Origin of the sequence: Dechloromonas denitrificans (assembly GCF_020510665.1) — a bacterium.
Lineage (GTDB): Bacteria > Pseudomonadota > Gammaproteobacteria > Burkholderiales > Rhodocyclaceae > Azonexus > Azonexus denitrificans_B.
On the sequence record NZ_CP075187.1, the window covers coordinates 2,870,784 to 2,896,497 of the forward strand.

Annotated in this window: 22 protein-coding genes; 17 read left to right on the top strand and 5 right to left on the bottom strand. The window is 61.2% G+C overall.

Going from position 1 to position 25,714, the window contains the following annotated elements; genetic code table 11:
• Positions 1–31 precede the first annotated feature (31 nt).
• From argA to KI614_RS13615, 3 genes are read right to left on the bottom strand one after another with little or no spacing between them, the layout of a single operon-like run.
• Positions 32–1,351, bottom strand: a complete 1,320-nt coding sequence (gene argA / locus KI614_RS13605; protein ID WP_203467607.1) for an amino-acid N-acetyltransferase — start codon at positions 1,349–1,351, stop codon at positions 32–34.
• Positions 1,352–1,360: 9 nt separating this feature from the next.
• The gene (pap, locus tag KI614_RS13610) at positions 1,361–2,854 is read right to left on the bottom strand and encodes a polyphosphate:AMP phosphotransferase (protein WP_226406202.1); all 1,494 of its coding nucleotides are present in this window, start codon (positions 2,852–2,854) and stop codon (positions 1,361–1,363) included.
• Between the two features lie 3 nt (positions 2,855–2,857).
• The gene (locus KI614_RS13615; RefSeq protein ID WP_226406203.1) at positions 2,858–3,595 is read right to left on the bottom strand and encodes a 16S rRNA (uracil(1498)-N(3))-methyltransferase; all 738 of its coding nucleotides are present in this window, start codon (positions 3,593–3,595) and stop codon (positions 2,858–2,860) included.
• Between the two features lie 42 nt (positions 3,596–3,637).
• On the opposite strand from KI614_RS13615, the gene KI614_RS13620 reads away from it, so the two are divergent.
• The 4 genes from KI614_RS13620 to KI614_RS13635 all read left to right on the top strand — a co-directional run bounded on the left by KI614_RS13620 (position 3,638) and on the right by KI614_RS13635 (position 9,256).
• Positions 3,638–4,195, top strand: a complete 558-nt coding sequence (locus KI614_RS13620; RefSeq protein ID WP_226406204.1) for a thioredoxin family protein — start codon at positions 3,638–3,640, stop codon at positions 4,193–4,195.
• Between the two features lie 90 nt (positions 4,196–4,285).
• Entirely contained in the window at positions 4,286–6,772 is a 2,487-nt protein-coding gene (locus KI614_RS13625; protein WP_226406205.1) for an EAL domain-containing protein, read from the top strand.
• Positions 6,773–6,807: 35 nt separating this feature from the next.
• Complete coding sequence (locus KI614_RS13630) at positions 6,808–7,821, top strand: class 1 fructose-bisphosphatase (RefSeq protein ID WP_203467611.1); 1,014 nt, start codon at positions 6,808–6,810, stop codon at positions 7,819–7,821.
• A 115-nt stretch (positions 7,822–7,936) separates the two neighbouring features.
• Positions 7,937–9,256, top strand: coding sequence for an IS4 family transposase (locus tag KI614_RS13635; RefSeq protein ID WP_226405684.1), 1,320 nt, complete (start codon positions 7,937–7,939; stop codon positions 9,254–9,256).
• A gap of 56 nt (positions 9,257–9,312) precedes the next feature.
• Here KI614_RS13635 and KI614_RS13640 read toward each other — a convergent pair whose 3' ends face one another.
• Positions 9,313–10,023 (bottom strand): hypothetical protein, encoded by a 711-nt coding sequence (locus tag KI614_RS13640; protein WP_226406206.1) that lies wholly within the window; start codon positions 10,021–10,023, stop codon positions 9,313–9,315.
• 179 nt (positions 10,024–10,202) lie between these two features.
• Here KI614_RS13640 and tkt point away from each other — a divergent pair, with 179 nt between their 5' ends.
• On the top strand, positions 10,203–12,206 hold the full coding sequence (gene tkt, locus KI614_RS13645) for a transketolase (protein ID WP_226406207.1): 2,004 nt from the start codon (positions 10,203–10,205) through the stop codon (positions 12,204–12,206).
• Positions 12,207–12,236: 30 nt separating this feature from the next.
• Complete coding sequence (gap, locus tag KI614_RS13650) at positions 12,237–13,265, top strand: type I glyceraldehyde-3-phosphate dehydrogenase (protein ID WP_226406208.1); 1,029 nt, start codon at positions 12,237–12,239, stop codon at positions 13,263–13,265.
• Between the two features lie 81 nt (positions 13,266–13,346).
• On the opposite strand, the gene KI614_RS13655 is transcribed toward gap, so the two are convergent.
• On the bottom strand, positions 13,347–13,880 hold the full coding sequence (locus tag KI614_RS13655; protein WP_226406209.1) for a hypothetical protein: 534 nt from the start codon (positions 13,878–13,880) through the stop codon (positions 13,347–13,349).
• A gap of 213 nt (positions 13,881–14,093) precedes the next feature.
• Here KI614_RS13655 and KI614_RS13660 point away from each other — a divergent pair, with 213 nt between their 5' ends.
• From KI614_RS13660 to KI614_RS13710, 11 genes are all read left to right on the top strand, one after another.
• The gene (locus KI614_RS13660) at positions 14,094–15,146 is read left to right on the top strand and encodes a type I glyceraldehyde-3-phosphate dehydrogenase (RefSeq protein ID WP_226406210.1); all 1,053 of its coding nucleotides are present in this window, start codon (positions 14,094–14,096) and stop codon (positions 15,144–15,146) included.
• Positions 15,147–15,165: 19 nt separating this feature from the next.
• A complete protein-coding gene (locus tag KI614_RS13665; protein ID WP_226406211.1) occupies positions 15,166–16,350 on the top strand; it encodes a phosphoglycerate kinase in 1,185 nt (394 codons plus the stop codon).
• A 104-nt stretch (positions 16,351–16,454) separates the two neighbouring features.
• Positions 16,455–17,888 carry a pyruvate kinase gene (gene pyk / locus KI614_RS13670; RefSeq protein ID WP_226406213.1) on the top strand — a complete coding sequence of 478 codons (1,434 nt, stop codon included), beginning with the start codon at positions 16,455–16,457 and terminating at the stop codon, positions 17,886–17,888.
• 49 nt (positions 17,889–17,937) lie between these two features.
• On the top strand, positions 17,938–19,002 hold the full coding sequence (fba, locus tag KI614_RS13675; protein WP_203467618.1) for a class II fructose-bisphosphate aldolase: 1,065 nt from the start codon (positions 17,938–17,940) through the stop codon (positions 19,000–19,002).
• 63 nt (positions 19,003–19,065) lie between these two features.
• On the top strand, positions 19,066–20,358 hold the full coding sequence (locus KI614_RS13680) for a DUF3422 family protein (protein ID WP_226406215.1): 1,293 nt from the start codon (positions 19,066–19,068) through the stop codon (positions 20,356–20,358).
• A gap of 35 nt (positions 20,359–20,393) precedes the next feature.
• Complete coding sequence (locus KI614_RS13685) at positions 20,394–21,326, top strand: phosphoribosylaminoimidazolesuccinocarboxamide synthase (RefSeq protein WP_226406217.1); 933 nt, start codon at positions 20,394–20,396, stop codon at positions 21,324–21,326.
• Positions 21,327–21,374: 48 nt separating this feature from the next.
• Positions 21,375–23,429 (top strand): M3 family metallopeptidase, encoded by a 2,055-nt coding sequence (locus tag KI614_RS13690; protein ID WP_226406218.1) that lies wholly within the window; start codon positions 21,375–21,377, stop codon positions 23,427–23,429.
• Positions 23,430–23,446: 17 nt separating this feature from the next.
• Positions 23,447–23,932, top strand: a complete 486-nt coding sequence (locus KI614_RS13695) for a glutaredoxin family protein (RefSeq protein ID WP_203467622.1) — start codon at positions 23,447–23,449, stop codon at positions 23,930–23,932.
• Positions 23,929–24,693 carry an exodeoxyribonuclease III gene (xth, locus tag KI614_RS13700; protein WP_226406219.1) on the top strand — a complete coding sequence of 255 codons (765 nt, stop codon included), beginning with the start codon at positions 23,929–23,931 and terminating at the stop codon, positions 24,691–24,693. The genes KI614_RS13695 and xth overlap by 4 nt, the downstream gene beginning before the upstream one ends.
• A 7-nt stretch (positions 24,694–24,700) precedes the next feature.
• Positions 24,701–25,369, top strand: coding sequence for a Crp/Fnr family transcriptional regulator (locus KI614_RS13705; protein ID WP_226406220.1), 669 nt, complete (start codon positions 24,701–24,703; stop codon positions 25,367–25,369).
• 74 nt (positions 25,370–25,443) lie between these two features.
• Positions 25,444–25,638, top strand: coding sequence for a DUF2892 domain-containing protein (locus KI614_RS13710; RefSeq protein ID WP_203467625.1), 195 nt, complete (start codon positions 25,444–25,446; stop codon positions 25,636–25,638).
• Positions 25,639–25,714 lie beyond the last annotated feature (76 nt).

A 25,714-nucleotide genomic window follows, 5' to 3' on the forward strand; every position in this document is an offset into this window, starting at 1 on the left:
AAACAAACTCCATGGGTGTTGATGGGGCGAATTATAAGGTCTTGAACAGCACCTTGGAGCGCCGCTGATAGTTGTACATGTCGCGCTTCTTGGCAGGCAGGTCGTCGACTGTCCCCAGCTTGAAGCCGCGCTCGACGAACCAGTGCTCGGTTCGCGTGGTCAGAACCAGCAGGCGTTTGACACCGAGGCGCTTGGCGCGTTTCTCGATGCGCGTCATCAACTGTTCGCCGTAGCCCCATTCTCGGTGGTCGGGATTGACAGCCAGGCAGGCAAGCTCGGCCTCTTCCTCGGAATGGCGGTAGAGCGCAGCACACCCCACGATGATGCCGTCGTGCAGCATGATCGAGAAATGTTCGATTTCGCGCTCCAGCAACTCACGCGGCCGATGTACAAGAATGCCTTCCTCTTCCATCGGTTCGATCAGGGCGATCAGGGCTGCAATGTCGTCCGGCTTGGCTTCGCGGATATTTTCCAGCGACTCGCGGGTAATCACCGTGCCGACACCATCGTGCGTAAACAATTCGCGCAACAGGGCACCATCCTGTTCATAGCTGATCAGGTGCACCCGGCCGACACCAGTGCGTGTCGCCCGCACCGAACAGGGCAGATAGCGGCGGATATCGGGCGACAGCCAGTCGCCCCCCTTGAGCATTTCGGCAACCTCGTCCGCTGTCATCGCATCCAGCATTTCACCGGTCTGATCGGTCACCCCCAGGCTATCGGTCAGATAGACCAGCTTGTCGGCGCGAATGGCCACGGCGACAGCCTCGGCCGCCTCTTCCATCTGCAGGTTGAAGATTTCACCCGTCGGCGACGGGCCTTCGCAGTTGAGCAGCACGATGTTGCCCAAGCCAAGCTGGGCATTGATTCCTTCGGCATCGACCTTGCGCACCTTGCCGGCATACTGCATGTCGATGCCGTCGAGCACACCGATCGGCTGGCCGGTAATGAAGTTACCGCCGATGACGCGAATCCGGCTATTGGCCATCGGGGTATTCGGCAAGCCCTGCGACAGCATCGCCTCGATTTCGAGATAAACGCTGCCGACCGCATCCAGCACGCAATCCAGCGCCTGCGCATCGGTAACCCGATAACCGCGGTGGTAGATCGATTCGAGATTCTTCTCTCGCAACTCTTCCTCGATCTGCGGTCGCGCACCGTGCACCAGCACCAGTCGAATGCCCAGGCTGACCAGCAGATTGACGTCGTAAGCCAGCGTTTTGGCAAACTCGCTCTCCACCGCCTTGCCACCGAAGGCAATGACGAAGGTCTTGCCGCGAAAGGCATTGATGTAAGGCGTGACCGCCCGAAACCAGGAGACGAAGTTCTCGTCGTAAGGGGTATCGCTCATCGTTGACTGTTACTTCCCGTTGTCTTTCAGCGCCGCTTCGAGACGCTCGCAAATGGTTTTCAGGACTTTCACCCGGGCAAAATTCTTGTCATTGGCTTCGACCAGCGTCCACGGCGCCTGACCGGTCGAGGTGCGGTCGACCATATCGCAGACGGCAGAGACATATTCATCCCATTTCTCGCGGTTGCGCCAGTCTTCGTCGGTAATCTTGAAACGCTTGAACTCGGTGTCCTGGCGCTCCTTGAAGCGACGTAACTGCTCGTCGGCACTGATCTGCAGCCAGAACTTGATGACCACGGCGCCGGCATCGACCATCTGGTGCTCGAAATCGTTGATCTCGGCATAGGCGCGCAGCCAGTCAGCTTCGGCACAGAAGCCCTCGACCCGCTCGACCAGCACCCGGCCATACCAGGAACGGTCGAAAATCGCCGCCCGGCCGGTGCGCGGCAAGTGGCGCCAGAAGCGCCAGAGATAGGGCTGGGCACGCTCTTCCTCGGTCGGCGCGGCAATCGGAATGATCTGGTACTGACGGGCATCCATCGACGCACCAACCCGGCGAATGCTGCCGCCCTTACCCGCCGCGTCGGATCCTTCAAAGACGAGGACCAGCGAACGCTTGCCGACAAAACGCGGATCGCGAACCAGCTCGGAAAGACGCGCCTGATATTTGGCCAGGTCGCGCTCGTAATCCTTCTTGGCCAGCTTTTGTGTCAGGTCGAGTTCGCTGAGCACATTTTTCTGGTCAATGGTGTGCACGATCGGCGGCGCCACCGGAACCATGCGCCGTCCCTCTTGCTGCAAGCGCTGCTTGATGGCGTCGAGTACGATATGGCCGACCGTCAGGGAACGGTATTCATCATCGGTCCCTTCGACGATGATCCACGGCGCATGCGCCGTGTTGCTGACGCGCAGCACGTGGCCGGCAACCTCCTGCAGCTTGCTGTAGGTTTTCAGGCGGTCATAGCTTTCCTGAGTGACGCGCCAGGCCGTGCGAGGATCTTTTTCCAGGGCCTTGAGGCGCTGCTTCTGGCCGTCTTTCGATAGATGGAACCAGAACTTGAGGACCAGCGCCCCTTCATTGACCAGCATGGCCTCGAAACGGTTGATATCGTCGAGGCGTTCATCCATCTCGGAACGGCGCATCTCGCCATTGATCCGGTCGGTGATCGGCTGCGAATACCAGGAACCGGCAAAGATGCCGACCTTGCCCTTGGGCGGCAAGGCACGCCAGTAGCGCCACATGGTCGGACGCGAGGACTCTTCGTCGCTCGGTGCAGAAAAAGCCAGCGTACTGATATGGCGCGGATCCATCCACGAATACAGCAGGTTGATCGTTTCGCCCTTACCGCTGCCGTCGACCCCGGAAATCAGGATAACGACCGGAAATTCTTTCTTCTGGAGCATGTCGTACTGCACATCGAGCAAGGCGGCGCGCAACTTCGGCACCTCCTTCTTGAAAGTTTCCTTGTCGATCTTGTGACCCAACTCAGCTGATTCGAACATGTTTCAATCCCCCCTGAAATCGCCCCACAAAGCCTGCATCGCAGCCAATGCCGCCAATGCAGCCGTTTCCGTACGCAATACGCGCGGCCCCAACCGGACCGCCTGAAAGCCAGCCTGCTGTGCCGCCTTGATTTCCTGCGGATCAAGCCCCCCTTCGGCCCCAATCAGCATTTGCACCTGACGGGCAGGCGGCAAATCGGCCAGCGCAAACTCGGCATCCGGCGCCAAGATCAGACGCAAACCCTCGTTCGGCGCACGAGCCAGCCACGGCTCCAGCTTATCCAGCGGAGCCACCTGCGGAACACGATTACGGCCGCATTGCTCGCAAGCTGACTCGGCAACCCCTTGCCAATGCGCCACGCGTTTTTCTGCACGCTCGCCACTCAGCCGGATCACGCTACGCCGGCTATCAACCGGCACGATCCCGGCCACGCCCAGTTCAACGGCTTTCTGGATCGTGAAATCCATCTTGTCACCGGACTGCACGGCCTGAATCAGCGTCACGGCCAAGGCAGACTCGCACTCGATGTCCTGCCATGCGCCCAATGAGGCGGCGACACGGTTTTTTTCCACCTGTTCGATCCGCGCCTCGTACTGTCCGCCCTGCCCGTCGAACAAGACAATCGACGCGCCAGGCTGCAGGCGCAAAACCCTCACCGCATGGCGCGCCACGGGTTCGGGCAAATTGATCAGCGCCCCCGCAGAGAGCGCTTCCGGACAGTAAAAACGGGGCAGATTCATCGGTGCTATTATGCGGCGAAACAGGCTTGCAAAGGGACTTTCATGGCTGCACTCAACCCGCCGGTATGTGATTTCGGTCTGCCGGCCATCGATTTTGCGCTGCCCGACATCACCGGCCAATACCGCACACTGGCAGATTGCCGGGGAGAAAACGGGCTGCTGGTCATGTTCATTTGCAACCACTGCCCCTACGTCAAAGCGATCATCGAACGCCTGATCAGGGACTGCAAGGAACTGGCCACGCATGGCATCGGCAGCGTCGCGATCATGAGCAACGATGTCCAGACCTACCCGGAGGACGCCCCGGGCCGGATGCATACCTGGGCGACCGAACTTGCCTTCCCGTTCCCGTATCTGTTCGACAGCCAGCAGAGCGTTGCCCGCGCCTACGGCGCCGTCTGCACACCGGACTTTTTCGGCTATAACGCGCGCCTTGAACTGCAGTACCGCGGTCGACTCGATGCCTCAGGCAAAAATGCCGCACCGCCGGAGTCACGCCGTGAACTGTTTGAAGCAATGCGCCAGATCGCCCGCGAAGGAAAAGGGCCGACCGAACAAACAGCCTCGATCGGCTGCTCCATCAAATGGCGTGCCGGATAAGCCCCCGCAAGACAAGAAATATGCGTTAACGCATGGTTGTCCCCACAGGCTTGGGCTATGATTTATCGAATTTAACTGCATAGTCGCTTAGTGGACCCAAACCCGCTTCTCTCGCCGATTGCTGCCGAAGCCAAGCGCAAGCACGCCTACCTCCAGGCGGTCATGTCGAACATGCCGCAGGGGATCAGTGTTTTCGATGAAACTTTGCGCCTGCGCGTCTGGAATCAAGGGTTTCTCGACGTCCTGAACCTGCCGGCCGAATCGGTGTACGACGGTGTCCCGTTTGCCGACCTGATCCGCATTCCGGCGACACGCGGCGAATACGGCCCGGGCGACATCGAGGCACACGTTCAGCGCATCACCGCCCTGGCGCTGCAATTTGAAGCGCATCGCTTCGAACGCACCCGCCCCAGCGGGCGCACCCATCTGGTCCAGGGCGAACCATTGTTCATCGACCAACAGTTGGCCGGGTTCATCACGACCTACACCGACATTACGGAGCGCAAGCAAGCTGAGGAAAAGCTGCGCATGCAGCATGACCTGCTGAAAACCGTGATCGACAGCATTCCAAGTGCCGTCAGCCTGTTCAACAAGGAACAGACACTGGCGCTGTACAACAACGAATTTGCCCGCCTGCTCGAACTGCCGGCCAGCCTGTTGCAACAGGAAAAGATTACGCTCGAGTCGCTGTTCCGCTTCAATGCTGAGCGCGGCGAATACGGTCCGGGCGATACGGAAGCGATTGTCCGGGCGCTGCTGAGCCGGGCAAAAACATCGGAGCCCCATCAGTTCGAAAGAACCCGCCCGAACGGCAAGACGCTCGACATTCGCGGCGTTCCGCTGAGCGACGGCAGCTTTGTCACCATCTACACCGACATTTCGGAGCGCCGGGCCAGCGCTGAACGCGAACAGCTCGCCGAAAAAGTATTCACCCATAACCCTGCCGGCATCATCTTTACCGATGAAGCGCACCGCATTCTCTCGATCAATCCGGCCACCACGCTGATGACCGGTTACGAACCCTTCGAACTGCTCGGGCACACGGTTTTTGGCGTGATCAATCTTGACCGGGATGAAACCCCGGAGAGTTTCCAGGACAAGATTGCACAACGAGGTGCCTGGAACGGAGAGCTCGAAGTCACGCAAAAGAGCGGCGTCGATTTTTCGGCCGGCATTCGTGTCAGCCGGGTGGATGACCCGCACAGCGGCTTGCCGGCCCACTACATCTGGATTCTGGCCGACATCACCGAGCGCAAGCAGGCCGAAGAGCGCATGCGGCACATCGCCCAGCATGACGCCCTGACCGGCCTGCCCAACCGCCTGGCGCTGCTCATGCGCCTCGGCCAGTTGTTGCCGGAAGCCAGGCGGCACCAATGGAAGATCGCGATCATGTTTCTCGATCTCGACCGTTTCAAGATCATCAACGACACGCTTGGCCACCAGGTCGGCGACGAGTTGTTGCGCGAAGTGGCCTGCCGCCTTTCGTCGGTCATTCGGGAAACCGATTTCGTCGCCCGATTGGGTGGCGACGAGTTTGTCGTCATTCTGCCGGGTATCAATTCACCGGCCGATGCGGCCCTGGTCTCGACCAAGATCATTGGCGCCCTCTCGACCTCGATCGAGGCAGAAGGCCATGAACTGCACACCAGCCCGTCAATTGGCATCAGCATCTTCCCGGACGACGGCCCGGATGGCGATACCATCCTGAAACATGCCGACACGGCGATGTATCACGCCAAAGCCAGCGGAAGAAACAATTACCAGTTCTACGCTGCCGAAATGAACAAGGCGAGCGCCGAGCGCCTCGACATCGAGCGCAAACTGCGCCACGCCATCAGTCGCAACGAGCTTTCCCTGTGCTTCCAGCCGCAGATGAAAGCCGATGGCTCATACCCGACCGGCGTCGAGGCGCTGGTCCGCTGGCATCACCCGACCGATGGCATGATCTCGCCAATACGCTTCATTCCGGTCGCCGAAGAAACCGGCATCATTGTCGAGATCGGCGAATGGGTGCTGATCAACGCCTGCCGTACCTTGAAGCACTGGATCGACGCCGGCCTGAAACCGCTGCGTATCGCGGTCAACGTCTCGGCCCGGCAACTTCGCCGGCGTGATTTCTGCGAAACCGTCGCCGGCGCACTGGTCGACTCGGGTCTCCCGGCCGAACTGCTCGAACTGGAAATCACCGAAAGCTCGGTGATGGAAAACCCGGAAGAGGCCATCCAGATTCTCGAACGCCTCGGGCGCATGGGCGTCACGCTGGCAATCGACGACTTCGGAACCGGCTATTCGTCACTGGCTTACCTCAAGCTGTTCCCGATCGACCACCTGAAAATCGACCGTTCCTTCGTGCGCGACATCGAGCACGACCTGAACGACCGGGCCATTGCTTTCGGCACCATCGCACTGGCCCACTCGCTCGGCCTGAACGTCATCGCCGAAGGCGTCGAAACCGAAGACCAGCTCGAATTGCTGCGCGCCAACGGCTGCGACGAAGTACAGGGCTACTTCTTCAGCAAGCCGCTCAACAGCGCTGCAGCCTTCGCCTTTCTGCACGCCCGGGCCGGCAAAGAGTAAAATCCCGCCTTTCGTCATTGACGCAGGGAGTCAACATGGGACAGCGCACGCTGGCACGCTACCTCACCGAGGAACAACGCAACAAAGGCATCATCACCGGCGATCTGAAATTCCTGATCGAAATCGTTTCGCGTGCCTGCCAGGCCATTTCGATTGCCATCGGCAAAGGCGGCCTCGGCGGCGTACTCGGCGAAGCCGGCAGCGACAACGTTCAGGGCGAGGCCCAGAAAAAACTTGATGTCCTGTCCAACGATATCCTGCTCGACGCCAACGAATGGGGCGGCCACCTTGCCGCCATGGCTTCCGAAGAAATGGATCTGCCGCACTTGGTGCCGAACCGTTATCCGCAGGGCGAATACCTGTTGATGTTCGATCCGCTCGACGGCTCATCAAACATCGACGTCAATGTTTCGATCGGCACCATCTTCTCGGTCCTGAAATGCCCGGAAGGCGCCGACCTCAGCACCCCCGAAGCGGCCGAAAAAGCCTTCCTGCAGGCCGGTACGGAGCAGGTTGCCGCCGGTTATGCCGTCTATGGCCCGACCACTTTGCTCGTCTTGACCGTGGGCGATGGCGTGGCCGTGTTCACGCTTGACCGCGAACAAGGCAGTTTCATCCTGACCCAGGAAAATGTGCAGATTCCGGCCGACACCAAGGAATTCGCCATCAACATGTCGAACCAGCGTTTCTGGGAAGCACCGGTCCAGCGTTATGTCGCCGAAATGCAGGCCGGCAAGACCGGTCCGCTCGGCAAGGACTACAACATGCGTTGGGTTGCTTCGATGGTGGCCGACGTGCATCGCATCATGACGCGCGGCGGCATCTTCATGTACCCGATGGACAGCAAGATGCAGGACAAGGGCGGCAAACTGCGCCTGATGTACGAAGCCAATCCAATGGCCATGCTGGTCGAGCAGGCCGGCGGCGCCGCCACGACCGGTCGCCAGCGTATTCTCGACATCGTGCCGAATCAGTTGCACCAGCGCGTGCCGGTCATTTTGGGCTCGAAAAACGAGGTCGACCGCGTCACCGGCTATCACGCCAACTAACTTCGTCCGGCAATAAAAAAAGGGGCCAACCGGCCTAATGCCGTTCACTTAGGTGAGCGGCATTTTTCATTTTGGGGCTTGTGGACAGTTCGCCGAATGGTTAACGTGGCGAACGATGTTGTCCAGCCAGCTCTCCATTACGACAGATGTCATGCCGACGATCGGATTCGATCGTCTGGCGGCTCATTTGCCGTATGAGTGGATTGAGCAGGCGCTCAGCGCGCATGGGGTGGCGAGTGTTCGCCGCCGTCGTTTGCCGGCGGAGCAAGTGGTCTGGCTGGTGATCGCCCTGGCGTTGTTTCGTCGCCAGTCGATGGAAGAAGTACTCAGCACCCTGGATCTGGCCTTGCCCGACACCCGAATCGAGGCGGTCTGCAAGAGTGCGATCACGCAGGCGCGGGCTCGCCTTGGCCAAGCCCCGCTGCAATGGTTGTTCGAGCAAACGGCCCAAGCCTGGTGCGCACAGGAGAAGGTCGCGAATCAGTGGAAGGGACTTTCGCTATGGGCGGTCGATGGCACCACCTTTCGGGTGCCGGACAGCCCCGAGAACCGCGAATTCTTTGGTGCCCAACGCTACGCCAGCGGCAAAGTGGCCTCCTATCCTCAGGTGCGTGCCGTCAGCCTGACGGCACTGCCCACCCATCTGGTCTCGGCCATCGAGTTTGGCCAATACGGCCAGAACGAAATGCTTTACGCCAAGGCGCTGATCGGTCGGATCGAGGACCATTCCCTGACCGTCTTCGACAAGGGCTTTGTTTCTGCGGAAATATTGTTGGGCTTGAGTGCTGCGGGCACCGAGCGGCATTACCTGATCCCCGCCAAGTCCAACACGCAATACGAAGTCCTGTCGGGAACGCCCGAGGATTGTCGGGTTCGTTTGCGTATATCTCCTCAAGCGCGCGTCAAGGCCCCTGATCTGCCCGAGGCCTGGGAGGCCCGTGCCATTCGAGTCGAGTCGGCCAATGGTCAAAGCCGGGTACTGCTGACCTCATTGTTCGATCGCCGCCGCTTCAAAGCGCAGGATCTGGCGGACTGCTATCGCCGGCGCTGGGAAATTGAAACCAGCTACCGCGAGCTCAAGCAATCGATGCTGGGCGAAGCGCTGACCTTGCGCTCGCGTTTGCCCGAAGGGGTCAATCAGGAAATCTGGGGGGCCTTAATTGCCTACAACCTGATCAGACTTGAAATCGCCAAGGCGGCCACTGAAGCGCGCGTCGCTCCGACCGATCTGAGCTTCCTGCGCGCACTGCACATCATCCAGCACGAACTGATCTGGGCGGCGGGAATGAGTCCGGGGAAACTGCCGTCCCATCTGGCGCGCCTGCGTTTGCAGTTGCAGATGGCTATCGTGGAAAAACGACGGGGGCGAAAATGCCCCCGTGTCGTCAAAGCCAGACCGGCTCGTTACGCCGTTCGTCACCTAAAAGAGCCTTAACTGAACTGCATTAGGGCCAACCGGCCCCCTTTTTTACTTTCTGGAAAACGCCGTGCTTAGCGATAGCCGCCTTCATTGGCGTTATGAATGATCCAGGTCAGGTAATGACCGCTGCCGAAACCCGCCTGATTTGAAAAAATCAAACGGCCTTGGCCTTTGAAAACCATTTCCCAGCGCGTCTTATCGCTACCGAAATAAAACGGAATGAACGCCTTGCCGGTGACATAGGCCCCCTGATCGGTCGGCTGCCCGACAATATCGGTCGCCTGCTGCTGCGACATGCCGATTTTCAGTTTGGTGAAACGGCTGTTGGCCGCCGGCACGCCGCTGATTTCACCCTGCCAGTCGTTCAAGCCTTTAACCATCGTGCCCTGACCGGCTTCGGCCTTGGTCGAGTCGGTCACCGGCTTGTTCTTGGACAAATCGTAATTACCCGATGCCGATTGCGGCGGAGCCGCTTCGACAGGCGCCGCCGCCGGCGCTGCGACACTCCCGGCCGGAAAGCAATCGGCCGGCGCATCAGCCACCTTCGCCTTGGTCTTGCTGGTTTTGCTCTTGGCCTTGCTCTTGGTGCTGTCGGCCTTGCAGACCGGCTTGCTTTCAACCGGCTTGGCGGCCAGTTCCGGGGCTTTCTCGGCTGCTTTTGCAGAAGCTGCATCGGACTCCGGCTTGCTCTGATTCGAACCGCAGGCCGAAAGCGCGGCGACCAGCAGCGACGCGAGCAGCAGCGAAGATACGGACGGGGATTTTCCGGATGAGTTTTTCATGGGCAGACTCTCTGAAATGCAATGTTCGGGCAAATCAGCCCGCGGAGCACGCAGTATATCGGGATAAGGAGCCGACGGCATCAGGACACCCTGCGTGGCTTGCCGAGAACAAAACGCCTACCCAAAAAAAGGGTTTTCCCCGATAATTTAGCCTTTTCAGCAGGCTGGATTTCCGGATCATGAGCGTCGTTAACGCCCCAAAGTTTTCTCCCCTGACCGGCGCAATCCGCGCCTTGGCCATGGATGCCGTCCAACAGGCCAACTCCGGGCACCCCGGTGCCCCGATGGGTATGGCAGAAATCGCCGAAGTGCTGTGGCGTCGTCACATGCGCCACAATCCGGCCAATCCGCAGTGGCCTGACCGCGACCGCTTTGTTCTTTCCAACGGCCACGGTTCGATGCTGATCTACGCATTGCTTCACCTGACCGGCTACGACCTGTCGGTCGACGACCTCAAGAACTTCCGCCAGTTGCACGCCCGCACCCCGGGCCACCCGGAATACGGTTACACCGCTGGCGTTGAAACCACCACCGGCCCGCTCGGCCAGGGCATCACCAACGCCGTCGGCTTCGCGCTGGCCGAAAAGGTGCTGGCTGCCGAGTTCAACAAACCCGGTCACGAAATCGTCAATCACCACACCTACGCCTTCCTCGGCGACGGCTGCCTGATGGAAGGCGTTTCGCACGAAGCCTGCTCCCTGGCCGGCACGCTGGGTCTCGGCAAGCTGATCGCCTTCTGGGACGATAACGGCATTTCGATCGACGGCCACGTCGAAGGCTGGTTCACCGACAACACCCCGGCACGTTTCGAGTCCTACGGCTGGCACGTGATTCCTGCGGTCGACGGCCACAATGCCGATGAAATCGAAAAAGCCCTGCTCGCTGCCAAGGCCGTCACCGACAAGCCCAGCCTGATCTGCTGCAAGACGACCATCGGCATGGGCTCGCCGAACAAGCAAGGTTCGCACGATTGCCACGGTGCACCGCTCGGCAAGGACGAAATCGCCGCTGCCCGCGAATACATCGGCTGGAACCATGCGCCGTTCGAAATCCCGGCTGACGTCTATGCCGCCTGGAACCGCAAGCCGGCTGGCGCTGCTTTCGAAGAAAACTGGGGCAACCGTTTCAAGGCTTACCAGGCCGCCTTCCCGGCCGAAGCCGCCGAATTCGAACGTCGCGTCATGAAGCGCGAACTGCCAGCCTCCTGGGAAGCCACCAAAGCCGCCTACATTGCGACCTGCCGCGACAAGGCCGAGAACATCGCCACCCGCAAGGCCTCGCAGAACGCCATCGCCGCGCTGGTCCCGGCCGTACCGGAAATTTTCGGCGGCTCAGCCGACCTGGCCGGTTCCAACCTGACCTTCGTCAAGGGCAGCAAGGGCGTCACCCGGACCGAAGGCGGCAATTACTGCTACTACGGCGTGCGCGAATTCGCCATGACCGCCATCGCCAACGGCATCGCGCTGCACGGCGGTCTGGTGCCCTACACCGCGACCTTCCTGGTCTTCTCGGACTACGCTCGCAACGCCATCCGCATGGCCGCGTTGATGAAGCAGCGCCAGATCATGGTTTATACCCATGACTCCATCGGCCTCGGCGAAGACGGTCCGACTCACCAGCCGGTCGAGCACATCCCGTCGATGCGCATCATTCCGAACCTCGACGTCTGGCGCCCGGCCGACGCGACCGAAACGGCCATCGCCTGGACTGCTGCGGTCGACCGTGCCGACGGCCCGAGTTTGCTCGCCCTGTCACGCCAGAACCTGCCGACCGTGACGCAGAAGATTGCCGACGCCGACATCCGCAAGGGCGGCTACGTGCTGTCCGACATGGCCGACGTCAAGGCCGTGCTGATCGCCACCGGCTCCGAAGTCAAGCTGGCGCTCGATGCCCAGGCCGCACTGGCCGCCGAAGGTATTGCCACCCGCGTCGTCTCGATGCCTTGCACCAATGTCTTCGACCGCCAGGACAAGGCTTACCGCATGTCCGTCCTCGGCGCTCACGTACCGCGCGTCGCCATCGAAGCGGCCCACCCGGACTTCTGGCACAAATATGTCGGCCTGCATGGCGCCGTGATCGGCATCAACCGTTTCGGCGAATCCGCCCCGGCTGGCCAGCTGTTCGAAATGTTCGGATTCACCGTCGCCAACGTCGTCAGCACGACCAAAGCGCTGCTGTCCTGATTACTGATTAATTACAGAGGAGAAGCTTCAATGGCTATCAAGGTTGCAATCAACGGTTTTGGTCGTATCGGTCGCTGCACACTGCGCGCGATCTATGAGCAGGGTCTGCAGAACGAATTCGACGTCGTCGCCATCAACGCCTCCGGCGACCTGGCGACCAACTCGCACCTGCTGAAGTACGACACCACCCACGGCCGTTTCCGCACCTCCGTCGAAACCGATGGTGAAAACTGCATCATCATCGACGGCAAGCGCATCGCTTTCTACAACACCAAGAACCCGAAGGACATCAACTGGGCCGACCACGGCGTTGATCTTCTGCTCGAATGTACCGGTGCCTACACCACCAAGGCCAAGGCCCAGGCCCTGCTCGAGCAAGGCGCCAAGCGCGTGCTGATCTCCGCTCCGGGCGGTGACGACGTCGACACCACCATCGTCGTCGGCGTTAACGAAGGCGCGCTGAAGGCCGACATGACCGTCGTCTCCAACGCTTCCTGCACGACCAACTGCCTGGCCCCGGTCGCCAAGATCCTGTCTGACGCCATCGGCATCAAGCAGGGCCTGATGACCACCATCCACGCCTACACCAACGACCAGGTCACCGTCGACGTCCGCCACAAGGACCTGCGTCGCGCCCGTGCCGCCGCAGCCAACATCATCCCGACCAAGACCGGCGCCGCCAAGGCTGTCGGCCTGGTGCTGCCGCAACTGGTCGGCAAGGTTGACGGTTTCGCCCTGCGCGTCCCGACCATCAACGTTTCGCTGGTCGACCTGACCTTCACCGCCGACCGCGCCACCACCAAGGAAGAAATCAACGCCTTGATGACCGCCGCCGCGAATGGTCCGCTCAAGGGCATCATGGATGTGAACAACGAGCCGCTGGTCTCCTCCGACTTCAACCACACCACCGTTTCCTCCACCTTCGATGCGACGCAAACGCGTGTCATCAAGGGTGAAGACGGTTCCGTGCTGGTCAAAGTGCTGGCCTGGTACGACAACGAGTGGGGTTACTCCTGCCGCATGCTCGACGCCGCTCGCGCCTGGATGGCCGCCAAGTAAGACGAGGCGCCAGCCCAAACAAAAACCGCCGGTTTCCCCGGCGGTTTTTTTATGTCGCTCCGGCAAACAGCCGAACCGGAATCAGGCGGCCTTGGCCATATCCAGCGGCAAGCCCGAAGGCGACAAGATACTGAGAATTCCGTTTGCCATGTTGGCGCCCGACAGCGCACCAGCCTGGTCGCCGGCCTCAGGTTTGATCAATCGGGCCGAGGCCGATTCATCATCAGGCTCCGCCTTGCGTCCCAGCAGTTTTTCGCGAACGCGCTCATTGATCGTTGCCTCCATCGCCATCCGCTTATCCGGCGGCATGGCATCAAGATCGGCTTCGGTCAGCCCAAGCTCCTTCAACACGGCATCGCGTATGTGCTCCGCCGGGGTTTTTTTCATGTAGTCGTTCAGTTCGGCCACGACGGCCTTGTAGGCCGCCTGAATCGCTTCTTCCTTTTCGCGCTGAATCTGGCTCGCCGACTTTTCAACCTTGGCGGCTTTCGCCTTGTCCGTAGTGCTCACCACTTTCTTGAATACATCGGCAAAGGTTTCGGCGCTTGATCGCTCGGCCGTACGAACGGAGCTTGCCGACAGACTGCCGGCAGACAGGTCGCTGGTAATTTGCATGATTCCATCCTCAAAAGATACAACGACACCAAGCAAATAATGCACCAGCATAAATCGGGGCTTTTGCGGCACAAAATTGCCTCTGCGCCGCACATCGCCTTTCCGCGACGGCAGAAGTTGCCGGTCGACACGGCCGTTTCGTCGCAAGAGCACTCGGTTTTATGACCACAACCTTGTAAAATCACAGGCTTCGATCACTTCGGATTGGCCCGCGTGCCCGGCACCCCTCGCCCCCTTCGTCTCGCCATCAACGGTTACGGCCGTATCGGACGTTGCTTTTTGCGTGCCCTGCTGGCGTCGACCGCAGCAAAGCGCATGCAGGTCGTCGCCATCAACGAACCAGCCAATCTCGACAGCATGGCCTACCTGACGCGCTACGATTCGACGCACGGCCGCTTTCCCGGCGAGGTCGAACTGGCGGACAACAGCCTGCTGGTCGATGGACAGAAAATCAGCGTCAGCCATGTCCGCCAACCGGATGCCGTGGATTGGTCGTCACTGGATATCGACCTGCTCGTCGAAGCCTCCGGTTGCTACGGTCAACGGGCCGAACTGAGCCGTTTTCTCGATGCCGGCTGCCCGCGCCTGCTGCTCTCGCACCCCGGCCAGAGTGCCGACGATGTCGATGCGACCATCGTTCCCGGCATCAATACCGAGTCGCTGAACGGCAGCGAACGGCTGGTCTCGGCCGCCTCCTGCACGACCAACGCCATCGTCCCGATTCTGGCGCTGCTCGACCGTGAAATCGGCATCGAACAGGTGATGCTGACGACGCTGCATTCGGTGATGAACGATCAGCCGCTGATCGACGGCTACCACCACGAAGACCTGCGCCGCACACGCTCGGCGATGCAATCGATCATTCCGGTGTCAACCGGACTGGCGCGCGGCGTCGAGCGCCTGCTGCCGGGACTGACCAGCAAGGTCAGCGCCAAGGCCATCCGCGTCCCGACGCTGAATGTTTCGGCCATCGACCTAACGCTACACACGCAGCGTCCCGTTTCCGCCGGCGAGATCAATACCCTGCTGGCAGCCGCCGCCAAGGGGCCGCTCGCTGGCCTGCTGGCTTATTCCGAGGCAGCGCACGCTTCAATCGACTTCAATCACGACCCGCATTCGGCCATCGTCGACGGCAGCCAGACCCGCACCGCCGGGAAGCACCTGGTCAATCTGTTCGTCTGGTTCGACAACGAATGGGGCTTTGCCAACCGCATGCTGGAGGTGGCCGATCACTGGTCGCGCCTCTGGCCCACCGCACACGACTAACCTTCTCCAGGAGAGCAGCATGAACGTTACGAAACTCACCGACCTCGACGTTTCCGGCAAGCGCGTCTTCATCCGCGCCGACTTGAACGTGCCGCAGGACGAAGCCGGCAACATCACCGAAGACACCCGCATCCGCGCCTCGCTGCCGTCGATCAAGTACTGCCTGGAAAAAGGCGCCGCCGTGATGGTCACCTCGCACCTCGGCCGGCCGACCGAAGGCGAACTGAACCACGAAGACAGCCTGATGCCGGTTGCCGTGCGTCTCGGCCAGATGCTGCACACCTCGGTGCGCCTGATCCAGAACTGGGTCGATGGCGATTTCACGGTCAAGCCGGGCGAAGTCGTACTGCTCGAAAACTGCCGCGTCAACAAGGGCGAGAAGAAGAACAACGACGAACTGGCCCAGAAGATGGCCAAGCTGTGCGACGTCTACGTCAATGACGCCTTCGGCACCGCGCACCGCGCCGAAGCAACCACGCACGGCATTGCCAAGTACGCCCCGGTCGCTTGCGCCGGCATCCTGATGGGCGCCGAAATTGACGCACTGGGCAAGGCCCTGCATGAGCCGAAGCGTCCGCTGGTCGCCATCGTTGGCGGCTCGAAGGTATCTTCCAAGCTGACCATTCTCAAGTCGCTGGCCAGCAAGGTCGACCAGTTGATCGTCGGCGGCGGCATCGCCAACACCTTCCTGCTCGCCTCCGGCAAGCGCATCGGCGACTCGCTGGCCGAAGCCGACCTGGTCAAGGAAGCCCACGCCATCATGGACATCATGAAAGAACGCGGCGCCGAAGTGCCGCTGCCGGTCGATGTCGTCGTCGCCGACGAAGTCTCCGCGCTGGCCCGCGCCAACAAGATTTCGGTTGATGACGTGCATGTCCACGACCGCATTCTCGACGTCGGCCCGAAGACCGCCGCCATGCTGTCGCAGATCATCGCCAATGCCGGCACCATCGTCTGGAACGGCCCGGTTGGCGTCTTCGAACTGCCGCAGTTTGCCGGCGGCACCAAGATGTTGTCCTCGGCCATCGCCCACTCCGAAGCCTTCTCGATCGCCGGCGGCGGCGACACGCTGGCCGCCATCGCCAAGTTCCACATCCACGACGACGTCGGCTACATCTCGACCGGCGGCGGCGCCTTCCTGGAATTCCTCGAAGGCAAGACCTTGCCGGCCATCGCCGTGCTCGAAGAACGTGCGGCAAAATAAGCGTTGAACCACGGTTGACCGCAGCAAAGCCCCAAGCAAGCGCTGCGCGCGGTCGACCGGCCGGAAACGGCCAAAATCAAAACAATCGCAGGGAGAGAGAAGACATGTCACGCCACACCAAGATAGTCGCCACGCTGGGCCCCGCCTCATCCACCCCGGAAGTTCTCGAACGCATGGTGCAAGCCGGCATCGACGTGGTGCGCATGAACTTCTCGCACGGCACAGCCGATGACCACAAGGCCCGCGCCATCGGCATTCGCGCTGCTGCCGCCAAATATGGCCGCACCGTCGGCATTCTTGGCGATCTGCAGGGTCCGAAAATCCGGGTCGGCAAATTCGAATCGGGCAAGATCACGCTGGTGATCGGTGAAAACTTCATCCTCGATGCGCAATGCACGCTCGGCAACCAGGAACGCGTCGGCCTCGATTACAAGGATCTGCCGAAAGACGTCGTCTTCGGCGACATCCTGCTGCTCGACGATGGTCGCCTCAAGCTCGAAGTGACCGGCGTGCGCGGCCATGAAATCCACACCCGCGTCATCGTCGGCGGCGAGCTCTCCAACAACAAGGGGATCAATCGCCAGGGCGGCGGACTGACTGCGCCGGCGCTGACCGCCAAGGACATGGACGACATCAAGACGGCCGCCCAGATCGGTGTCGATTTCGTCGCCGTCTCCTTCCCGAAAAGCGCCGCCGACATGTACATGGCGCGCCAGTTGCTGCGCGCCGCCGGCAGCCAGGCCGTGCTGATCGCCAAGATCGAACGGGTTGAAGCCGTCGCCAATCTAGCCGAAATTCTTGATGCTTCGGATGGCGTCATGGTCGCCCGTGGCGATCTGGCCGTCGAAGTTGGCGACGCCGCCGTGCCGGCGCTGCAGAAAAAAATGATCCGCATGGCGCGCGATATGAACAAACTGACCATCACTGCAACGCAGATGATGGAATCGATGATTTCCTCGCCAGTACCGACCCGCGCCGAAGTCTCCGACGTGGCCAATGCCGTGCTCGACGGCACCGACGCCGTGATGCTTTCGGCCGAAACAGCGAGCGGCAAGTACCCGGTCGAAACCGTCGAATCGATGGCCCGTATCTGTGTCGAAGCCGAGCGTTCGGCCGAAGTCACGCTCGACCGAGAATTCCTCGACCGCGTGTTCACGCGCATCGACCAGTCGATCGCCATGGCGGCGATCTGGACGGCGCATCACCTCAAGGTCAAGGCCATCGCCGCACTCACCCAGTCCGGTTCGACCGCACTGTGGATGAGCCGCCTGAACTGCGGCGTGCCGATCTACGCGCTGACGCCAGATGCCGAATCGGTTGCCCGGATGGTGCTTTACCGCGAAGTTTACCCGCTGCTGATGACCCAGCAGCACAGCGACCGCGACCTGCTGCTGGCCGAGGCCGAGCAACTGCTGATCGACCGCGGCGTGGTCGAAAAGGGCGATCTCATCGTACTGACCATCGGCGAGCCGATCGGCACCACCGGCGGCACCAACACCCTGAAGATCGTCCGGGTCGGCGAGCACCAAATCGCCTAGCCCTGTAAAATAGTCAGATTAATTAATTCAGTTATACAGAGGAGTCCCCATGCCGCTCGTTTCCATGCGCCAACTGCTCGACCACGCTGCCGAAAACGGCTACGGTCTGCCCGCCTTCAACGTCAACAACATGGAACAGGTCTGGGCGATCTGCGAAGCCGCCAGCCAGATCGACGCCCCGGTCATCATGCAAGCCTCGGCCGGCGCCCGCAAATACGCCGGCGAAGCCTTCCTGCGCCACCAGATCCTGGCCGCGCTCGAAGCCTACCCGCACCTGCCCATCGTCATGCACCAGGACCACGGCCAGAGCCCGGCCGTCTGCATGGCTGCGATCAAGTCCGGCTTCACCTCGGTGATGATGGACGGCTCGCTCGAAGCCGACGGCAAGACCACCGCCTCCTACGAATACAACGTCGCCGTCTCCAAAGAAGTCGTCAAGTTCTCGCATTCGATCGGCGTTTCGGTTGAAGCCGAACTCGGCGTGCTCGGCTCGCTCGAAACGATGCAGGGCGACAAGGAAGACGGCCACGGCGCCGAAGGCCTGATGACCCGCGAACAGCTGCTGACCGATGTCGAGCAGGCGGCCGACTTCGTCAAGCAAACCAACTGCGACGCACTGGCCATCGCCATCGGCACCAGCCACGGCGCCTACAAGTTCACCAAGCGCCCGACCGGCGACATCCTCGCGATCGACCGCATCGCTGAAATCCACGCCCGAATCCCGAATACCCACCTGGTGATGCACGGTTCGTCTTCCGTACCGCAGGAACTGCTCGCCGAAATCCGCGAATTCGGCGGCGACATGAAGGAAACCTACGGCGTGCCGGTCGAAGAGATCGTCAAGGGCATCAAGCACGGCGTGCGCAAGGTCAATATCGATACCGACATCCGTCTTGCGATGACCGGTGCCGTTCGTCGCTACATGGCCGAAAACCCGTCCAAGTTCGACCCGCGCGACTTCCTCAAGCCGGCCCGCGAAGCCGCCAAGAAGATCTGTCTGGCCCGCTACGAAGCCTTCGGTTGTGCCGGTCAGGCGAGCAAGATCAAGCCGATGTCGCTGGAAAAGATGGCCGAGCGTTACGCCAAGGGCGAACTGAACCAGATCGTCAAATAATCACCGTTTTGCGGTAAATTCGAGGGCCGCCTGATGCGGCCCTTAATTTTTTGAGTCAGACCCGTGGAATTACGCACCCATCCGCTCCGCCAGCGCCTCAATGACGAGGTTCACACCCGCCCGCCGATTCCGCTCGAAGCGCCGGCACTGATCAGCTACCTGGCTTTCGTCCATGACGAAAATGGCCCGGCCGGCGAGCGCGCCCATATCGGCACGCTCTACGAACGCATGGGTCTGCCGATCGAGCCCAGCGCCGAAGCCGCGCACCTGATCATCGACGGCGGCAATTTCAAGCTGAAATGGGAACAGCACGGCGAATTCTCGACCTACACCTTTTTCATCCAACCGAAACAGCCCCCCTTGTCAGGTGAAACAGCACTGGGTGCTGTCCCGGTCGACTGGGTTCAGGGCATTCCCGGCCAGGTGATTGCAGCGACCCACATCGAACTGCTGGCTGCCGGCTCGGTCGATCCGGAGGAAATGCTCGCCTCGCTGCCGGCCAAAAGCGACACCAACATCGTCTCGCTGATTGCCGGCCAGGCTGCCTGGGTATTTACCGACTTCCGTATCCAGCAAGGCTTTTCACGCTTCACGCTGATCGATGAAAGCATGGGCAAGCTGCGGACCGGCCGGATCATCCAGCGTCTGCTCGAAATCGAGACCTATCGCGTCATGGCGCTGCTCGCCTTCCCGGTGGCCAAATCGGTCAGCCGCTTGCTCAACCGAGCAGAAGCCGAGCTGGCCGCCCTGATCGACCGCATGGTCACCGCCGCGTCGCCGCACGACGAACGGACCGTGCTGGCCGACCTGACCCGTCTGGCAGCCGAAGTCGAACACTCGGTCGCCAGTACCAACTTCCGTTTCGGCGCCTCGGCGGCTTATTACCGACTGGTCCAGCAACGCATTGTCGAACTCAAGGAAACCCGCGTTTCAGGCTACCCAACGATCAAGGGCTTCATGGAGCGGCGGCTGGCCCCGGCGCTGAATACCTGCGGCGCGATTTCGACCCGCCAGGAAGATCTGTCGGCGCGCATCGCCCGGACCAGCCAGTTGTTGCGCACGCGCGTCGATATCGAACTAGAGCGCCAGAACCAGGAGGTTCTCGCCCAGATGAACCGCCGCGCCAAGCTGCAACTGCGCCTGCAGGAAACCGTCGAAGGCCTGTCGGTCGTCGTGCTGACCTACTATGGCTCGCAACTGGTCCAGTATCTCGCCAAGGGCACCAAGGAACTACATCACCTCAACAGCGATGTGATTACCGCGATTTCGATCCCGGTCATCGCCGGCGTCGTTGCCTGGGGAACTCGTCAAATGCGCAAGAAGCTCGCCGCCGAAGAAGGCGAAGGCGCGCATTAATTTATAATTCTGTTTTTGCTTTCGGGAACATGACCGTGACCGCACCCCTTTTCGAATCCACCATCACCAGCCTGCCGCTGATCAATAAAGGCAAGGTCCGCGACATTTACGCGGTCGACGCCGACAAGCTGCTGATTATCACCACCGACCGCCTGTCGGCCTTCGACGTCATCCTGCCGGACCCGATTCCGCGCAAGGGCGAAGTGCTGCAAGCCGTGGCCAACTTCTGGTTCGAGAAACTCGGCCACATCGTACCGAACCAGCTGACCGGCATCGATCCCGAATCCGTCGTCGCCGAGAACGAACGCGACCAGGTGCGCGGCCGTGCCGTCGTCGTCAAGCGCCTCAAGCCGCTGCCGATCGAAGCCGTCGTGCGCGGCTACGTCATCGGTTCCGGCTGGAAGGATTACCAGGAAACCGGCGCGATCTGCGGCATCGCGCTGCCGGCCGGCCTGAAAATGGCCCAGAAGCTGCCCTCCCCGATCTTCACGCCGGCCACCAAGGCTGCCGTTGGCGATCATGACGAAAACGTCTCCTTCGCCACCGCCCAGGCCCATTGCGGTGCTGACCTGGCCGAAGCACTGGCCGGCACCGGCAAGAACGGCGCACAACTGGCCGACGAAGCCCGCCTCGCCGCTATCCGCCTCTACGAAGAAGCCTGCGCCTACGCCAAGGGCCGCGGCATCATCATCGCCGACACCAAGTTCGAATTCGGCATCGACGCGGCCGGCACCCTGCACCTGATCGACGAAGCCCTGACCCCGGACTCCTCGCGCTTCTGGCCGGCCGACCAGTACGAAGAAGGCAAGAACCCGCCGTCCTACGACAAGCAGTACGTCCGCGACTACCTGGAAACGCTCGACTGGGGCAAGGTTGCCCCCGGCCCGAAACTGCCGGCCGATGTCATTGCGCGAACCAGCGCAAAATACATCGAGGCGTACGAACGCCTGACCGGAAAAACTCTCTAAAAACACATCGGGCGGCTATGACCGCCCTTTTTCATTGCCCCGACAAAAATGACTACGACCAATCCCCTGCTCGATTTCTCCGACCTGCCCCGTTTCGATCTGGTGCAGCCCGAACATGTCAAACCGGCCATCGAATCGCTGTTGACCGCGGGACGCGAGTTGATTGAACGCCTGACCAGCGACGCAACGCCGGCGACCTGGCGCGACTTCGCCGGTGCATTGTCCGACGGGCTGGAGCCATTTGGCCGTGCCTGGGGCGTTGTCGGTCATCTGCATTCGGTCAATGACGTGCCGGCCTGGCGCGAGGCTTACAACGAGATGCTGCCGGAAGTGTCGCGTTTCTACGCCGAACTCGGCCAGAACCTCAAGCTGTTCGACAAGTACAAGGCGCTGCGCAGCAGCCCGGAATACGCCACGCTGAGCATCGAGCAAAAGAAAGTGGTCGATAACGAAGTGCGCGATTTCCGCCTCAGCGGCGCCGAACTGCCGGAAGACCAGAAACCACGCTTCCAGGCGATCATGGAAGAGCTTTCACAGCTTTCCGCCAAGTTTTCCGAGAACGTCCTCGACGCGACCAATGCCTTTGCCGAAGTGATCACCGACCCAGCCCTGCTCGCCGGCCTGCCGGACGATGCGATCGAGGCGGCCAAGGCTGCGGCTGAAAAGGCCGGCGTCGAAGGCTGGCGTTTCAGTCTGCAGGCGCCGTCCTACGGCCCGGTCATGCAATACGCCGACAACCGCGAGCTGCGCGCCCGGCTGTATCGCGCCTCGGCCACCCGCGCCGCCGAATTCCACGATGGCAGCAGTAAGCCGGAATGGGACAACACGCCGGTCATCAACCGCATGCTGGCCCTGCGCCTCGAAGACGCGAAGATGCTTGGCTTCAATAATTTCGCCGAAGTCTCGCTGGCCCCGAAAATGGCCGACACGCCGGCCCAGGTGCTCGCCTTCCTGCGCGAGCTGGCAGCCAAGGCCAAGCCGTTTGCCGAGAAGGACATTGCCGAATTGAAGGCCTTTGCCAAGGACGAGCTGGGTCTGGACGACTTCCAGCCGTGGGATGCGGCCTACGTTTCAGAGAAGTTGCTGCAGGCGCGTTATGCCTTCTCCGAACACGAAGTGAAGCAGTACTTCACCGAGCCCAAGGTGCTCGGCGGCCTGTTCAACGTCATCGAAAGCCTGTTCAACGTCAAGGTCAAGCCGGATACGGCACCAGTCTGGCATGAGGACGTCAAATTCTTCCGTCTGGAGACGTCGACCGGGGAACTCGTCGGCCAGTTCTACCTCGACCTCTACGCCCGCGAAACCAAGCGCGGCGGCGCCTGGATGGACGAAGCCCGTTCGCGTCGCCGGACGACGACCGGCATCCAGAAGCCGATTGCCTATCTCAACTGCAACTTCCCGCGCCCGGTCGGCGACAAGCCGGCCACCTTCACGCACGACGACGTGATCACGCTGTTCCACGAAACCGGCCACGGCCTGCACCACCTGCTGACGCGCGGCGAAGAACTCGGTGTTTCCGGTATCCACGGCGTCGAATGGGATGCCGTCGAGCTGCCTTCGCAGTTCATGGAAAACTATTGCTGGGAATGGCAGGTCGTCGAAGGCATGACCGCCCACGTCGATACCGGTGCGACGCTGCCGCGCGCGCTGTTCGACAAGATGCTGGCCGCCAAGAATTTCCAGAGCGGCATGATGGCCGTGCGCCAGATCGAGTTCTCCTTGTTCGACATGCAACTGCATTCGGAATTCGACCCGCAGGGCACGTCGACCGTGATGGACCTGCTGCACGCCGTACGCGACGAAGTCGCCGTGCTTGTGCCGCCGGCCTGGCATCGTTTCCCGAATGCTTTCTCGCACATTTTTGGCGGCGGCTACGGAGCCGGCTATTTCAGCTACAAGTGGGCGGAAGTCCTCTCGGCCGATGCCTACGCGGCCTTCGAAGAAGCGGGCGATCCATTCGATGCCACCACCGGCAAGCGCTTTCTCGACGAAATCCTCTCGGCGGGCGGTTCGCGTCCGGCGATCGAATCCTTCAAGGCATTCCGCGGCCGTGAACCCAGTGTCGATGCCTTGCTGCGTCACAGCGGCATGGTTGCCGCCTGAGTATGGAGACCAGATTCATGCGCAAACTGTTGATCCTCTGCCTCATCCTCGGCGCAGCCGGTGCCAGCGCCCAGACTTACCGCTGGATCGATGCCAACGGCCGTACGGTTTTCAGCGACACGCCGCCGCCACGTACCGGCGCGCCGGTCGCCAAGACGGAGAAGGCCACGGCTGACGACGGCCTGCCATTTGCCGTCAAAAAAGCAGCCGAAGCTTTCCCGGTCACGCTGTTCACCACCCCGGAGTGTGTCGACGAATGCAAGCAGGCACGCGACCTGCTCAACAAGCGTGGCGTACCGTTCACCGAGCGCATGGTGGTCAAACAGGAAGATCACGCCGAACTGAAACAGTTGGTCGGCGATGCCTTCGTGCCTTCGTTGCGCGTCGGCAAACAACCGGTTCGCGGTTTCGAGGCTAACGCCTACAACAACCTGCTCGACCTGGCCGGCTACCCGAAAACCGCGCCCTACGGCGCCAAACCTGCGGCGGTACCCGGCCAATGAAAATCGCTGCCTGGAACGTCAATTCACTCAAGGTTCGCCTGCCCCATCTGCTCGACTGGCTCGCCTCGGCCCAGCCGGACGCGCTGTGCCTGCAGGAACTCAAGCTTGAAGACCACAATTTCCCGCGCGCCGAGATCGAGGCGGCCGGTTATCACGTCGCCTTTTCCGGGCAGAAGACCTACAACGGTGTCGCCCTGCTCGCCCGCCAGCCGATTGAAGACGTACTGATCGGCAATCCACACTTCCCGGACGAACAGAAACGCCTGATCACCGGCACGGTCGGCGGCGCACGCATCGTCTGCGCCTACATGCCGAATGGCCAGGCGGTCGGCAGCGACAAGTACGACTACAAACTGCGCTGGCTCGATGCGCTGGCGGTCTGGCTAGCCGAAGAACTGGCGGCGCATCCGCAACTGGCCCTGTGCGGCGATTACAACATTGCCCCGGACGACCGCGATGTGCACGACCCGGCACGCTGGGCCGACGGCATCCTCGTTTCGCCGCCCGAACGCGCCGCCTTCCAGCGCCTGCTCGATCTCGGCCTGAGCGACAGCTTCCGCCTCTTCGAACAACCGGAGAAAACCTTCTCATGGTGGGATTACCGCATGCTCGGTTTCCAGAAAAACCTCGGGCTGCGCATCGACCACATCCTGCTCTCGAAGCCTCTCGCCAAGCGCTGCACGGCAGCCGGTGTCGACCGCGCCCCACGCAAACTCGAACGCCCGTCCGACCACGCGCCGGTCTGGGCGACGCTCGGATGATTTTGCGATGAATGCCACGGTCGACCGCAGCAATGTGCTGAAACTCTACCCGGCACTGGCCGGGCTGCCCGCCGCCCGGCTCGACGAACTGATCCGTCCCGAAGCCGTCATGCAGTTGCCAGCCGGCACCCAGGTCTTTGCCGAACATCAGCCCTGCCAGGGCTTCCCGCTGCTGATCGATGGCAGCATCAAGGTCGTCAAGCTGGCCGCCAGCGGGCGCGAACTGATGCTCTATCGCGTCGTGCCGGGCGGCTCCTGCATCATCAGTTCAAGCTGCCTGCTCGGTCACAGCGACTACAACGCGCGCGGCATTGCCGAAACACCGCTCACCTTGCTCGCCTTGCCGGTGGCCAGCTTTGCCGCCTTGATGGTCGAACACGCGCCGTTCCGAGATTTTGTTTTCCACCTTTTTGCCGACCGCATTGGTGAACTGATGCAACTGGTCGAAGAAGTCGCCTTCTCGCGGCTCGACCAGCGCCTGGCCAAGCTGATCCTGGCGCGCAATGCCGATTCGCTGAGCGTCACCCACCAGCAACTGGCCGACGAGCTGGGCAGCGTTCGCGAAATCGTCAGCCGCCTGCTCAAGGGCTTTGCCGCACAAGGACTGGTTTCTCTGGCCCGCGAGCAGTTGACCGTCACCGACCGGGCCGGCCTGCAAAAACTGGCGACTCCGTGACCCAGGTTACATACTGCACCGGGATGCATCGCTAAAGTAGGCAGCGTACACACACAAACCTACTGGAGAACATCATGAAACCGAATGTTGGCGGCCTCGACAAAATCCTTCGTATCGCAGCCGGTGCCGGCCTGATCGGCGCTACCGTTGCCGGCCTGCTGCCGGCCTGGGGCTACATCGGCATCGTCCCGCTCGCCACCGGCCTGATCGGCTGGTGCCCGGCCTACCCGCTGCTCGGCATGAATTCCTGCCCGATGAAAAAAGACTGAGCTACGCAGCGATCAAGAAAAACCCGCCAGAGGCGGGTTTTTCAGACTGCTGACGAACCCCCGATTTTTCGGGGGT